Raw genomic sequence first — 15,483 nt, 5'->3', positions numbered from 1 at the left:
ATTGTGTAAAATAGTCGCATATCTATTACTTAATTCATACATATCTGTATGATTGACACAATTAATCGGTTTATCAATGATTTTCCCTGTTCTATTGATTTGTTGTCAAAAATATTCTTTTTATGATCACTTTCAACAGTTGTGGTCCTTACCCGGGGGAGTATGTATTACAGCTTTGCTTTTATGCGTGTAACGTGAGGTGAGTCTACCCCGAAAGTTATTTCTGCCATATTTAAAGCTTTTTTCAAGTCATCGCTCCCTTGAGTATTTCCAGACTTTAACCGAACATCACCCAATCGTTCTAAGCTTAAAATCTGATCAGGATGGTTTGCTTTTTGGCAAATAGTATATGCTCTTAATGCAGCTGCTTCAGCGCTTTTTAGATCACCTTGAACTTGAAGACTGTCACTGATTAAACGCAACACATAGGCGGTACGCAGATGGTCTTTCCCATAATGTGCTTCATAGTTCTTTAGCCCAAGCTCTAAATTCGCGTGACCTTGTTTGGTATCGCCTAGTTTAACCTGAGCATACCCCAATTCACTTAAGATCTTTCCAATCTTTGGATGGGCATCACTTAACATCGTTCTGTGAACATCTAAGCATTCTTGAAAGGTATCTCTCGCTTCACTGTATTTACCTTGATCGTTATAAATCTGACCGATCGTCATTCGAATCCACGATGTTCGTAAATTCTTTTCTCCAAATAAATCAATGTATAGTCTTTCAGCAGCTTTTGCTTCTGTGAATGCTTTATCCAAATATCCTGTATTGTGATAAAGTTTGGCTAACAATGTTTTGCCAAAGCCTATTTCCATAGGGCTTTCAGTAGCTTCTCGTTCACAAATTGTTAAAGCAAAGTTAAGCCATTTTTCTGCTTCTGCATAATTCCCCAGAAAGCGATAGATGCTGCTTTTATAGAACTTCACACAAGCATACATCTTAGTTGTCATATCAAATTGCGAATATAATATATCTCCTTTGTCTGCCCATTCATTTGCAGTAGCATAGTCACCCATATCTCTATAAACCAATCCCTTGTATATGATATTCCATGCCTGCAATTGATCAACTTTATTCATTGATTCTCGATGTGCAATGGCTTCATTAATATACTGCAATGCAACTGATAGATTTCCAAGATCACGCTCTATCAAACTTGCTATGCGAAGTATAAGATCTTTATTTGATGTATCTGTACTGTTTAATGTTTTAATTTTTTCAAGGTGCTCTTTGGCGTTTAAAAAATTACCCATGACATAGTATGTGTGCGCTAACAAACAGATTGAATCTATGCACCCGGCGATATTTTTTGATGCGGTATATTCTTGCAGTGATTTAGATAAATATTCTTCTGCCAATGAATATTTACAGTTTAAGCGATGTACCATTCCCAGGTGCAGGTGTAATCGCGCAAGTAGATCCTTGCCTCCAGTTTTAGTATGTTCGAAATATTTTATGCTGCGTTCTAGCAATTCTTGAGACTCGTTCCCTTTAATTTCGTAGTAGGCAATACATCCAAGCATACCAATTGCTTCCATTTTCTCATCAGCGGTAAATAGAACACTTTCAGAAATTCGCTGGGTATGAAGTTCAAGCAATCTTAAAATATTGCATTTATCATCATCAATAGTGGCATAGACATAGTTAAAAACTTTTTGTATAACATTGCGGACTACCGGATGTGATTGGCTAAGCTTTAAAGTGTTCACCAAGTACGCATACATGATTTCCCATGTGCTGCGATGCATAGAGAGTGTACCAATATCGCCCGGTGCCGTCCCCATAGTAACCAACGAATGCTTCATCATATCGTTTGTAAATGCTTCTTTAGTATCTGTTGTCTTTTTCAACATATCAGCTGGAATGTTTTGTGAATCCATCAACCCCAATATCAACATACACTCTGTGTTGTTTTTGGCAGTGTCCATCACCTTTTGTAACGATAACGTGATGATTTGATAACGCACTTTTGCATCATCTTTTAAGGCTGTAGCATCTTGTTTATCTAAGACCGTTAGATAGGCTGTCGGTGTTAATTGATGAGTTGCAATGTAGGCTGCCGCAATCGAAATATCCAAAGGAAATGGAGGGATCTTTGCAAGAAGTTGTTTCGCATCAGTCGATTCAGCCGGTGTTAAACTCTTAGGATCTTTCTGATATCGAATGCGTGAATATAATGTTAATGATTCATCGGGTGTTAAACTATCCAAAGTGACAATCGTTCCCAACGTACTGGGAAGTTTCGTGTTTCTAGACGTTAGGATAACCTGCCCTTTACCCCATAGGTTGGCGTCTTGAGGCAGATATGTTTCGATATCAGCAAGGTGTTCAACGTTATCATAAATTAACACCCAATCCTTAGATTCTTTTAAAGTTCCTTGTACAAAGGCTAAGCGCTTTGATTCGCGATCCGGTGCAGATTGGATGTTTTCGATATTCTTTAAGGTAGTTTTCTGATCCGGTGTTTGCGCTAACTGTGTAGAAAACTCTTTCATGGATTGCAACAGCGTCGTTTCACTTTCAGCATTAAATTCCCAAACCGTTAGGGCGGGTGATGCTTCTAGGCGCTTCTTTGCCCACAACCTGGCAAGGGTGGTTTTACCAAGCCCGCCCATATTAACGGCACCCACAAGGGCAATCGTTGTAATGTCTGATCCCTTTTGAAACGTGCTGTTTAAGCGTTCAATTAACCCGGCACGTTCTAACAACATTGAATCTGCGGGTAACGGTAATGCACATTGAACCGAAGCAGGGGTTATAACAGGCGATGGTGTTCCAGATAAACTTGTCAGGGCGATTAACGAAACCGCCCCCAGTAATACAAAACGATTCATGATATAGTCCTTTTTTATTATGTGTATTAGGGTGACATATGTTGAGCTGTTTTTCCATCAGGAATGGATGATGAATCTTAAACAGACGTGTCAACAGGTTGATGTCCAAAGAAATCCAGAAATGATTGCAGGATGATGCTGGCGGCAACGGAATCAATATGATCTTTTCGCTTTGCGCGTGACATATCGCCTTCTAATAGCATGCGTTCTGCTGACATAGTGCTCATGCGTTCATCCCATAACAGCACGGGAAGGTTCAGGCTTTCAGTTACAGCTGCGGCATAGGCGTGTACATATTCGCAGCGTTCACCTTCATCACCATTCATATGTATGGGGTATCCCACAATCAAGCTTTTCACAGAATAGTCATCGATTGTTTTTTTGATATCGCTGATTTCTAGCAGCTTTCCTTTGCGTTGGATGGTTTTTAGAGGGCTTGCAATTCTGCAACCGCTGTCGCTAATGGCAGTGCCAACTGTCTTGGTTCCCACATCAAGTGCAAGTAAGCGGTGTGGCAATGTTGCAACATTTTCTTTAAATTCTGAAAAAATCTTATAAATCATAAAAATTTACCGTTCGTTAAGGCCTCTCTGTCAATCTGAAGGCAGATATAAGCTATATCGAAAAAAAACAGATTTGACGAGGTCAAAATGGAATTTTCAAAGAAGTCTGCTGAATTGATGCTAGATTTGGTAGAAATTAAACTAAGTATGATGCAGGTTAATGATCGGGATGATGCGAAAGAACTTTCAAATTTACGATCATGCCGGGAAGAGTTATTGAAATTAATTCATAACGCTAAAAGGGGGTCGGATCCTGAGGTTTTCCAAAAACTTTAATTGCGCAATATAAGCTAGGTGTTTAGGAGCGATTATGTCTATATTTAACAGTCGAACGTTTTCAAAACTAAAAGAAGGTCTTCGATTTATTCGAGAGTCTCAAAAAATTACAGCTAATAATATTGCGCAAATACATAGCCCTGGCGCTCAGCCATTAAAGCTGGAGCGAACAAGTTTTCAGGGCGTGTTAGCGTTAGCTCAACCCAGTCATGGAAAAGGATTTTCTGCAAGCAATGCTGCGTTAAGCCAATATACGGCAGTTGTTGATACAGAAAATCAGACAGAGGCTGTCCCTGGTGAATCTCGTATTTCCATTGAAAGTGAATCGGTGCGGATGGCGGAATTGGACGACCAACATCTATTAACACTAGGGTTAAAAAAAGGGTGGACAAGAGCCATCCGTAGTATCACGAACGGAGGGTAGTTATGCCGCGGTCTATTAATTTTTCTATTGGAGCTGGTCGCAGGTCATCACATGATGATTTGCATCGCAGTTTGAAAACGTCTGCATCGGGATTAAACCTTAATAAATTCATGTTACGATTAACAGCTGAAAATATTTCCCATGCAGATACATTGGCGTCCACACCGGGGGCGGATGCGTATCGGGCTAAGCTTCCTATTGTGGGTCACAGTATTGACCCAGAAACGGGAGCGATGATTGTTAATATACAAAAAGTCGTTGAAGATCCGGAAAAACAATCTATGGAATATTATCCAGATCATCCGGGAGCTGATAAAAAAGGTATGGTTAAAAAAACGAACGTGAATGACTTGGTTGAAAAACTTCATTTGGCGAAATATCAAAAAGGCGCAAATGCTAACTTACAAGCCTATCAGGTTGCGTTAAAAATGCGCAGACGAGAGATCGAAGAGTTGTTAAAATAAAGGTAAATTATGGCGATTAATCCACTGGCATTAAAATTACAAACGAATATCAAGTTAACACAAGATCCAAATATGGGGGCTGCTTCACCCATTGGTGGAGATACGAAATCATCGTTTGCTGATCATATGTTGGACGCTGTTCAAGGTGTTGCAAGTGATGGTCATAGGGTTGAGGCATTAAGTGAAACCAGTAACGATGCCACTGAGTTAGCAGGGGCCATGGATCAATTCTTGGTAGAGCTTAGTGCGCTAAAAGCATTGGTAGACGAAACACGAAAAGCCATTGATCGTGTGTTCCAAGAAGCCCGTTCTTAAATCGCCTTATTTTATCTAACTCAACAAATGTAAATTTTTTTTACAAAATCTGTGTTTTATTAATCATTCATTAATCATTATGAATTACTTTCAATTTTATCACAACCCAAAGGAGCGATAATGAGAGTATTAAATAAAAGTTTAAAAGTATTATTATTGGGCACAACCTTAATGACATCAGCAAAAGCGGCTGATTTAACTCTTACAGCGGCCGAATATGCATCATTGTCTGGTACAGTTGCGGTTGGCTCTCCTGAAGCAGACAAGGCAATCGGAGTTGCAAATGTTGTCGGTAGTGGTCTAGATAAAGGATATCTAGGAACGGTTTCGGCCAGCAGCGAATCATATATTTACTATGACTCTGGCAAATTAAAAGCCTTGGCGATTATCTCGGGGAAATGGTGTACTTTTGAATCGGGAGTGTTGTCTACAATTTCAGCCTCTAGTCAAATTCATCTTACTCAAACCAAAGAAGACGGCAGTAACGTAACAACAAAAAAGTTAACAATTAGTCTTACAAAGGCATCGACGGGACAACCAATTTCTGCGGTAGCATTAAGCACATGGTTGCAAACTGCGTTAACGTCTTCTACTCAATCGTTTTCAGCATCAGCTTTAAAGACACTGTCGGCCCCCGCCAGTGGTTGGACTGCGAAAGCTTTATTTCAACTTGCAAGCGGAACTAACATAGCGGCTGACGCAGTAGCGGCCACACTTGATCCCATAGCGTTTACATTAACTGCTCCAGTAACGCCAGCTGCAGGCGGTACAGCCGTCAACTATACTGCGGTATTAGCTGATATATCTGCATATAGCGTTGCATTAAACAATGGGTATTCTGCCAGTCTTGACTTAGTCAATGGCGCTAATACGTTAACTCTTGCGTTGAAGCCAGGAAAAATTGTTGATCACGCCACAAGTATTATGGAAGGCTTAGTAAGCGGTGCAAATGATTTAGTTCGTAAACGTCTAAAAATATCTTTTCCATTTACATATCCAATTCCTAGTGATGCTGTAAATAGTGTACGTGCAGTTATAGGTGCAGTTAGTCCAAGTGCTATAGCAGAAGATCTTGCTATGGAACACGCACGATTAGCAGCGAATCCAGCACATGCTTCTACGGATACCTTAAGAGAAACGGTTGGCGTGCTTTTGGAAAGCATTGCACCAGGTGCAACGAATATGCAAACAGATCTTGCTGCTGAACATGCGCGATTGGCAACGAATCCAGTGCATGCTTCAACGGATACCTTAAGAGAAGCGGTTGATGTAATTCTGGCTCAAATTTCTCCAACAGCTACTAACGTTCAAACTGCTCTAGCAGATATTGTTCTTGCATTGGGTGGGGCTACACTGAAAGAGGGGTTGACTGTTGTTGCAAAAGGTTATGTAGATTCAGATAACTTTACATACGCTGATTGCAGTCATACAGGTGCTCCTGACGGCGTTAAATACGGTGCAGTAGCCTTTACATCTCACAATATTACTAGCTTAACAGGTTGGAAAGCCGTGGGAGATACGGTTCAAGTATCGGGTCAAGTGAATGGAAATACTAGAACATTTACGTGCAGTGTTAGCGGTCTTCAGAAATTTTTAGATGATACAGAAAGTGGAACTCAGAAAAAGGTTCTAGGATTTACATCTGCAGAAGGTGATGTTTTCTGGATCAAAGCGTTTGATGCTACAGGATTAGATGCGTCTGCTCATACGCCTATCGCTTTTAAAGATGACTACTTAGCATTTTTAATTGCAAGCAAATTTTCTACTGTGACAGCTATTGCTAAAAAAACATTACCAGAATTAAACATTGCAGCTGCGTCATAATCCTATCTGTTAAATGACGACAGATCTATGACTAAAAAATCCCCCTGTTCTGCGATTGGAATTAGGGGAGGATTCTTTTTATTACCTTTGTAAAAATTAATAAACTATTAACAAATTTACTCTACGTTTTATGTATTGGGAAAAACAGGGGTTATACATTATGAAAAACATTCAAAAATTATTTTTACTGCCATTGTTCATGCCATCCATCATGTACGGTGGTATGGGGTCATCGAAATATTTATGCCAAGACTTTTCAGGAATTCATCAAATGTGTAAAGACCCATTTGAATCAGCGTCTGTTAGTACAATAACGCCACAGAATTTAAAAGAGCAATTTAATAAAGCTTTTGATTTAACTCAGGTTGAACAGGATAAGCTACCTAGTTTAAACCCAGAGTCTGACGTGTCAACCTTATCTACTGAAGAATTTATAGTTCAGGTGTTTTCTGAAATGAAACATGCTGGAATGATACCGTCTATTCTGCCGCAACATGAAAGTAATCTTGAAAGTAAAAAACGGGATGATTTTTTAAGAATTGCTAGCTCAATAAGACCCACGGGTTTATTGCCAGTTAGACTGTTAACTCCCGAAGAACTGATTGCTTTGGGACATCGCGGAAATAAAATGGCGCAAAGCCGTGTGTTGGAGGGATACCAACATGGTTATTTTGGTTTTAAACAATCTAAAGAAAAACAAGAAAAATTGCTGAATAAGGGATGGGGGGAAGCTTTCCCCTATACAGCTGAAAGTTTGCGTGTTAATAGGGCTCTGAAGATTCCTGATGACCAATTAATGAGTCTGGCTGAACGTGGATCCAAAAATGCACAGTTCTTGGTGGCTAATGGTTACGCAGAAGGAACCCATGGGTTTCAGCAATCGCCTGAAGAATTGATGAAATTGGTTTACAAACATTGGAATCAAGCTGATTGGTTTGTTGTATGGGGACTTATTCAGGGGAAGTATGGGTTTCAGCATTCGACTGAAAAGATGATAGAGCTAGCCGAAGAAGGTTTTGAGTGCTTTCAGTCTTATGTGGCGAGTGGTTATGCAACAGGACACTATGGGTTTGACCAATCAACTGACAAACTGCTTGAATTGGCTCAAAAGGGATGGAAAAGTGCTAAATCGATAGTAGCAAGTGGATATGCAGAAAACAGATATGGGTTGCAAGTGTCTCCAGATGCTTTGGTCAAACTTGCGGATGAGGGCGTGGAAGACGCTCAGAAATACTTAGTTAAAAATCTTAAATGGCAGAAAGATGGATTCGCTGAAAACCCTATTTTATACGGCCTTTTTAAAGCTCATTACAAAGTTAATGAAGAATTATAATAGTAGTATAAATCGGGTATATAAGCATCCAAAAAACTAGTGATCATGTTTTTTGGGTAAGATCTTGGGAATAAGACGAAAGGTACAACAAGGCATGTGTCTTTCGTCTTCTAAGGCGTATTGTGTTCATATAGAGCAGAACTTGTAACTTTTATCTAGAAATGATACGGTTCAGACATCAATTATTTCTGGACGGAGACATGACACGATTTAAAATCCACTCTGAATATCAACCTGCGGGAGACCAACCCCAGGCGATTCGCGAATTGGTTGATGGCCTTTCAAAAGGAGATCGTGATCAAGTATTGTTGGGGGCTACTGGAACGGGTAAGACGTTTACCATGGCTCAAATTATTCAGGAAACTCAGCGTCCTGCAATTATTATGGCGCACAATAAAACCTTGGCCGCGCAGTTATACGGCGAAATGAAGCATTTCTTTCCGGACAATTCCGTTGAATATTTTGTGTCGTATTACGATTATTATACTCCAGAAGCCTATGTGCCGCGTACGGATACCTATATCGCAAAAGAATCGTCAATTAACGAACAAATTGATCGCATGCGACACGCTGCGACACGCGCAATCTTGGAACGCGAAGATACGATTATCGTTGCCAGTGTATCGTGTATTTATGGGTTGGGAGACGTTGAAGCCTATCGTGGGATGATGTTTGAATTAAAGGTTGGTCAGCACCTTCCCACCGATGAACTGATGCGAACATTAGTCTCACGCCAATACCAACGCAACGATGTAGGTTTTGCCCGTGGAAATTTCCGGGTAAGGGGAGATGTCCTTGAAATATTTCCGTCGCACTATGAAGATAGAGCTTGGCGGTTGTCCTTTTTTGGAGATGAAATAGAATCCATTGATGAGTTTGATCCGTTAACAGGTCAAAAATTCTCATCATTGGAAAACGTCAAAGTCTTTCCAAACAGTCACTATGTAACCCCTGGTCCAACAATTCAGCAAGCCATTTTGCAGATGCAAAAAGATTTAATACTTAGAATTGCGGAATTTGAATCCGAAGGAAAGCTGATTGAATCCCAACGCATTCGTGAACGCACCACGTTTGATATTGAAATGTTAACGGCGACGGGCATGTGTCAGGGGATTGAAAATTATTCGCGGTATTTGACGGGGCGTGCTCCGGGAGAGCCACCACCCACGTTGTTTGAGTATTTACCCAAAAATTCATTATTATTTGTGGATGAAAGCCATGTGTCAGTACCACAAGTCGGTGGCATGTGTCGCGGCGACTTTAGCCGTAAATCCACGTTATCCAATTATGGATTCAGATTGCCTGTGTGTATTGATAATCGACCCTTAAGGTTTGAAGAGTGGGATACAATGCGCCCCCAAACCATCTATGTATCCGCAACACCTGGACCGTGGGAGTTAGAGCAGGCGCACGGCGTGTTTGTTGAACAAGTCATTCGTCCCACAGGGTTGGTCGATCCCATGTGTGACATACGCCCAACGGAACATCAAGTCGATGATCTAATTTCTGAATGTCGCATTACAATTGATAATGGATTTAGAGTTCTGGTGACAACGCTCACAAAAAAAATGTCAGAAGCGCTGACCGATTATTTATTAGAGGCAGGCTTTAAAGTCACGTATTTGCATTCGGACATTGATACGTTAGAGCGCATCGAAATCATTCAAAAGCTGCGCCAGGGTGAGGTTGATATTTTAGTAGGGATTAACTTATTGCGAGAAGGTCTGGACATCCCAGAATGTGGGTTGGTTGCAATCTTGGATGCAGATAAAGAAGGATTTTTGCGATCTAGAACTTCGCTGATTCAAACTATCGGTCGTGCAGCGCGTAACGTTGAAGGTCGTGTTATTTTGTACGCAGATCGTATTACGGATTCGATGAAGGCGGCACTGGATGAAACCGATCGTCGTCGTACAAAGCAAGTCGCATACAATGAAAAACATGGGATTACTCCCACTACCATTAAGAAAAACTTGAAACACATTTTGCATGAGTGGCAAGAGGAAGTTGCGGTTGAAGAAACCATCGCCGTTGCGGAAAAAACCGTTACCCCAAAACAGATTGAAAAACTGCGCAAGCAAATGTTAACTGCGGCAGAAAATCTGGATTTTGAAGTTGCCGCCAGACTGCGTGACGAAATCAAAGAACTGGAACGGCACTTTCTGGGTGTGAAGGAGTAGGCAATCTGGCAACCTGAGGTTGCATCCATTAAGCAGCATGATGCTGCACTCGTTAAGTTAGATCCGATGCGTTCTGACACGGATTATACGCAACCAACACATTGTGCCCCTCGGATCTCGCCCAGCATATCACTGCTGTATCAACTCTCTCATTTATGCCGACCTCTGCCTTTATGCGGCTCAAGCAAATCGCAACGCGATTTGATAGCGGCAACTGCCGCTCTGGTGCGCAAAGCGCCCTTGAGCCGCCTGAGATGATCCCTGGACTCATTAGGTAATACGATTTGGAAAAATGATAATCCGTGTCAGACCACGTCTAACCACGTCTAACCACGTCTAACCTAGCGAGTGTAGTATCACGCTGCTCGGATCTAACCTATGGGATACAACCTCAGGTTGCAAAAATGTTCGTTCTGTTCATAGTTTGTTAAGAAGTATCTGATAGTTTGAAGATGGTAGGATTATAGAAAACTCAGATCCCACATGTTAGTGTGGGTGCATCTGATACGTAATGACGATTCTGGATATAAAGTAGCACAGCGCTGCGTGAAAGCAGGGATGATCCCTGCACCCATAAGTTGGATTCGATGTGATCTGACACAGTTTATAATACCCTCCCAATCTAACCTAATGGATGCAACCTCAGGTTGCCAGGGATGGAATCCCTGGGAAGACGTGTAACTTTTCAAAAACGATTTTTTTGAGAGATACCAATTGTATTACGTTGTGGTGGCGGGGGGAGGACACGCACTGAGTAATGATGATGGGAGGGCCCCATCGGGGGCGCGAGACCAGCAGCTAGAGAATTTCATTTTTGTTCAAATTTTTTCATAAATCTATCGGATGCAACGGCACGTTGCCAGCCTAAGGCTGCACCCAGTAAGTATACGGCTTGGAAAAATTTATAATCCGTGTCAGATCACATCGGATCTGACCTAATGGATGCAAACTCAGTTTGCTCTTGACAATCCAAACTTTTTATGTATACTAATAACTAGAATTGCGAAGAGGCTACCCAAAAACCTGGGTAGCCTTTTTTCGTTCTACGTCTTTGAACCACTCAAAGACATGCCGAATCGAATCCCCAGTACAGGACTCAAGCTACCCGATCAGTAGACACTGCCCTGTAAACAACCCCTAGAGCCGACGGGCTCGTAAAACACCGACTTTGTGCCTATCAATAAAGTCCGCCTTTCCCCATTCGTGTAAGAAATGGGGTTCTTTTTGCACGTGCGGGTTACTGGGGATTCACTCGGTTTTGCAACCTGAGGTTGCATCCAATAAGATAGATCCGATTCGCACAGACATGGATTTCACGCGGCAAACACACATTGCTATAACAACACTTTGAAAGTTGCACAAACACAGCACTTTCAAACAAAGGAACTAAAACACACTCTCCAACAAAATATCTCAAAATCATTTTTCACCCTTACCCCTCCTGCGCCGAAGGTGGGTCAAAAATCTCTCTCATCCCAAACTGTCCTCAACAGTCCCTCATTTATTATATATCTCAAACCACACTCAATCTAACTTAATGGATGCAACGTCACGTTGCCACATCTCAAATCACACAAGATCCAACATACCGGGTCTAGGGATCATCCCTGGTGCAACCTCACGTTGCCACATCTCCAACCACTCTCAATTTAACCTAAAGGATGCAACGGCACGTTGCCTGGTTGCCCTTCGCTTAAATTTATTGTAAGATGTGCTTACTCATGAGCAATACACTTTTTATTCATTTGCGAACTCACACGGCGTATTCCCTTGCAGAGGGTGCCATCACCATCAAAGAGCTTGCAAAGGCCTGTGATGCTGGGGCTATGCCCGCTGTTGGCATTACTGACACGGCCAATTTATTTGGTGCGTTAGAATCTGCATTGGCGTTATCTGGTGTTGGTGTTCAACCCATTATTGGATGTCAGCTCTATATAGAATCTGGTGAAACGTTGCCTGATATTTTACCTGTGATTGTGCAGACTAAACAGGGATATCAGAATCTTTTGAAAATAGTTTCAAAGGCGTATTTAAAATCATTGCATCCAGATTTACCTGTGGCATCGTGGGAAACGTTGGAGCAATACAACCAAGGGCTTATTGTATTAACGGGCGGCGTTACGTGGGCTGCCTATGATCAGGTTGCGGGAACTCCATTGCCTGCATTAACGCGGTTGCTGTTAAAGCAGAAACAACCTGATGCCGAAGCTTACGTCCAACGCTTGCAGAGCATTTATGGCGATCGCGTATACATTGAATTGACGCGCCATGGATTACAGGATGAACGGGTAATTGAGTCCAAATTATTGGATCTTGCACAACGCTTTAACGTTCCTATTGTTGCAACCAATCATGCCTATTTTTTAGACACTAAAACATTCCCGGCATATGATGCATTTTTATGCATTGCAGAGGGAAAATTTGTGAATCAAGATAACCGTCGTCGCGTGACAGAACAGCATCGGTTTAAATCGATGGACGAGATGATTGAATTGTTTAAAGACCTTCCTGAAGCCATTGAAAACACGGTAAATATCGCAAAGCGATGCAGTTTTATGCCATTGCCACATGACCCTATTTTACCACCGTTTGATTGTGGGGATGGTTCGACAGAACACGATACGCTGCGTCGAATGGCACGCGAAGGGCTTCAGTTGCGATTGCAAAATCACGTCTATCCAAAGGATATGACTCCAGAAATCCAGGCTGACATTGATGCAACGTATGGTAATCGGTTAGAATCCGAATTGGATATGATTATCCGGATGGGATTTCCTGGGTATTTCTTAATTGTCGCAGATTTTATTCAGTGGTCAAAGCGTCAGGGGATTCCTGTGGGACCTGGACGTGGTTCGGGTGCGGGTTCGCTGGTTGCATGGTCATTGACGATTACTGATATTGATCCTATGCGGTTTGGATTAATCTTTGAGCGGTTCTTAAATCCTGAACGTGTATCGATGCCCGACTTTGATATCGACTTTTGTCAGGAACGTCGTGATGAGGTTATTCATTATGTGCAACAACGCTATGGTTATGACAAGGTTGCACAGATTATTACCTTTGGAAAGCTGCAAGCGCGTGCGGTGTTACGTGATGTTGGGCGAGTTCTCCAGATTCCATATCCAGTCGTTGATCGTATTTGTAAACTGGTTCCAAGTCAACCCAATGCGCCCATTACATTATCTGAAGCGATCGAGATGGAACCTAAGTTTCGAGAAGAGGCTCAACAAGAAGATAGCGTTGAAGTCCTATTGGATTACAGCCAGCAATTAGAAGGTCTATACCGGCACGTATCAACCCATGCCGCGGGCGTGGTGATTGGGGATCGTTCACTGGATGAACTTGTTCCCCTATATCGTGATCCTGCATCAGATATTCCGGTGACACAATTCAACATGAAATATGTGGAACAAGCGGGATTGGTCAAGTTCGACTTTTTGGGATTGAAAACGCTGACGGTGATTCAACATACGGTGGACATGTTAAAACAAAGGGACATCGACGTGAACATGTCGCAAGTTCCTTTTGATGATAAGGCGACCTTTGACTTGTTAACGCGCGTTGAAACTGTGGGCGTGTTTCAGCTGGAAAGCTCGGGGATGAAGGACGTGTTGCGGAAATTGAAACCCGACACATTTGAAGACATCATTGCGTTGGTGGCGTTATATCGTCCGGGTCCTATGGATGATATTCCTCGATATATTGCGTGTAAACATGGCGAACAGCCCATTACGTTGGCACACCCTTCATTAGCACCGATTTTGAAAGAAACGTTTGGTGTGATGGTATATCAAGAACAAGTCATGAAAATTGCGCAGGAATTAGGCGGATACAGCCTAGGTGGTGCGGACTTGCTGCGACGAGCCATGGGTAAAAAGATCAAAGAGGCCATGGATGCAGAGCGTGCAAAATTTGTGAGTGGGTGCATTAAGAACTTGATTCCCCACACGGCGGCTGAGAAGATTTTCGATCAAATGGCAAAGTTCGCAAGTTACGGATTTAACAAATCTCACTCTGCACCCTATGGATTATTGGCATATCAAACAGCGTATTTAAAAGCAAATTACCCCATTGATTTCTTTGCGTCCACCATGAGTTTGGATATTAACCATACAGAAAAACTCGCAAAGTTTGCAGGCGAAGTGCGCCGCATGAAAGTGCCGCTGTTACCGCCAGACGTAAATTATTCTCAGGTATTGTTCGATTCCGAAAAGGGTACAGCTTTGAGATATGCGCTCTCTGCCCTTAAAGGCGTTGGTGTTGGTGTTATGGAAAAAGTCATCGAAGAACGAAATGCAAACGGACTGTATAAAGACATCTTTGATTTCGTAAAACGATTGGATAGCAAGGCTGTGAACAAGCGGATCCTTGAATCGCTGATTCAAGGTGGGGCGTTTGATGGTATGCATCCCAATCGCAGGCAATTGTTCGATAACCTTGAATTCATTATGTCCCATGTGGGGGAATCAAAAAACACCCAACAGTCAAATTTGTTCGGTGGTGAAGAATTTAAACCCACATTGCCTGCTTCCGATGAATGGCCAGAAATGGATAAGCTGAATCGTGAAAAAGCGATCATTGGGTTTTATTTATCGTCGCATCCATTAGATGGAATCGACTTGCCCGATGTAACGCCATCCAGCGAATTTGAAGACATTACCTCAACCCAGGAAATTCAAATTGGTGCGGTTGTGACTGCTGTTCAAAAACGCATCGCAAAAAGTGGTAATCGTTTTGCCTTTGTGCAATTGTCTGATCAATATGGTAACTTTGAAATCACTGTATTTTCAGAAGCTTTGGATCAGTACGATCGATTGTTGCAAGAGGGTCAAACGGTATTGGTCAATGCGTTGATCAAGGTTGAAGAAGAAGGGTATTCGTTAAGTGCCCTGAACTTTAAGCCCCTGGAAAGCTTGTTGATGAATGATCAAAACAAGTTGGTGTTAAAGGTTCAAACCAAAGCAGAGATTGATCAAATTCACCGCCTATTAAAATCCGCCCCAGAAGGCGCCATCGCCATCAATCTTGTCATGCAAAGCGGCGATTTCAACGTCAATATTACGCTGCCAAAACGCTATCGCCTGTCCATTGAACTTCTAAAAAAACTGAATGTATTTGAGTCTTCCAAAGAAGCTTCCTAAATAGACATCCTCGCAAAGCGCGCTCGGATGACTTTTTATAGCCCACCCACCCGACCTGGTTAGCGCGTAGGTGCGCTACCAGGTCTTTACCCACAGCTTGCATCGCAAGCTTGGTTAGGTGCTTAA

Annotated in this window: 10 protein-coding genes; 8 read left to right on the top strand and 2 right to left on the bottom strand. The window is 42.1% G+C overall.

The annotated features are described in order from the left end of the window. Positions 1–167: 167 nt before the first annotated feature. Together CPBP_RS02685 and ruvX are read right to left on the bottom strand one after the other, a co-directional pair. On the bottom strand, positions 168–2,837 hold the full coding sequence (locus CPBP_RS02685; RefSeq protein ID WP_350332512.1) for a tetratricopeptide repeat protein: 2,670 nt from the start codon (positions 2,835–2,837) through the stop codon (positions 168–170). Between the two features lie 77 nt (positions 2,838–2,914). Further along, positions 2,915–3,400, bottom strand: a complete 486-nt coding sequence (ruvX, locus tag CPBP_RS02680; protein WP_350332511.1) for a Holliday junction resolvase RuvX — start codon at positions 3,398–3,400, stop codon at positions 2,915–2,917. Between the two features lie 87 nt (positions 3,401–3,487). Here ruvX and CPBP_RS02675 point away from each other — a divergent pair, with 87 nt between their 5' ends. From CPBP_RS02675 to dnaE, 8 genes are all read left to right on the top strand, one after another. Beyond that, positions 3,488–3,676, top strand: coding sequence for a hypothetical protein (locus tag CPBP_RS02675; RefSeq protein WP_350332510.1), 189 nt, complete (start codon positions 3,488–3,490; stop codon positions 3,674–3,676). 34 nt (positions 3,677–3,710) lie between these two features. Then, complete coding sequence (locus CPBP_RS02670; RefSeq protein ID WP_350332509.1) at positions 3,711–4,100, top strand: hypothetical protein; 390 nt, start codon at positions 3,711–3,713, stop codon at positions 4,098–4,100. Between the two features lie 2 nt (positions 4,101–4,102). Beyond that, positions 4,103–4,564 carry a flagellar basal body rod protein FlgC gene (locus tag CPBP_RS02665; protein ID WP_350332508.1) on the top strand — a complete coding sequence of 154 codons (462 nt, stop codon included), beginning with the start codon at positions 4,103–4,105 and terminating at the stop codon, positions 4,562–4,564. 9 nt (positions 4,565–4,573) lie between these two features. Continuing rightward, entirely contained in the window at positions 4,574–4,879 is a 306-nt protein-coding gene (locus CPBP_RS02660; protein ID WP_350332507.1) for a hypothetical protein, read from the top strand. Positions 4,880–4,999: 120 nt separating this feature from the next. Continuing rightward, entirely contained in the window at positions 5,000–6,703 is a 1,704-nt protein-coding gene (locus CPBP_RS02655) for a hypothetical protein (protein WP_350332506.1), read from the top strand. A 160-nt stretch (positions 6,704–6,863) separates the two neighbouring features. Further along, on the top strand, positions 6,864–8,036 hold the full coding sequence (locus tag CPBP_RS02650) for a hypothetical protein (protein WP_350332505.1): 1,173 nt from the start codon (positions 6,864–6,866) through the stop codon (positions 8,034–8,036). 200 nt (positions 8,037–8,236) lie between these two features. After that, positions 8,237–10,216 (top strand): excinuclease ABC subunit UvrB, encoded by a 1,980-nt coding sequence (gene uvrB / locus CPBP_RS02645; protein ID WP_350332504.1) that lies wholly within the window; start codon positions 8,237–8,239, stop codon positions 10,214–10,216. 1,721 nt (positions 10,217–11,937) lie between these two features. After that, positions 11,938–15,357 (top strand): DNA polymerase III subunit alpha, encoded by a 3,420-nt coding sequence (dnaE, locus tag CPBP_RS02640; RefSeq protein ID WP_350332503.1) that lies wholly within the window; start codon positions 11,938–11,940, stop codon positions 15,355–15,357. The last annotated feature ends 126 nt before the right edge of the window (positions 15,358–15,483 follow it).

It is taken from the genome of Candidatus Bodocaedibacter vickermanii (assembly GCF_014896945.1).
In the GTDB taxonomy this organism is placed as follows: Bacteria; Pseudomonadota; Alphaproteobacteria; order UBA6184; family UBA6184; genus Bodonicaedibacter; species Bodonicaedibacter vickermanii.
Note: the sequence above shows the minus strand (reverse complement) of the source record. Positions and strands in the feature narration are given on the sequence as shown.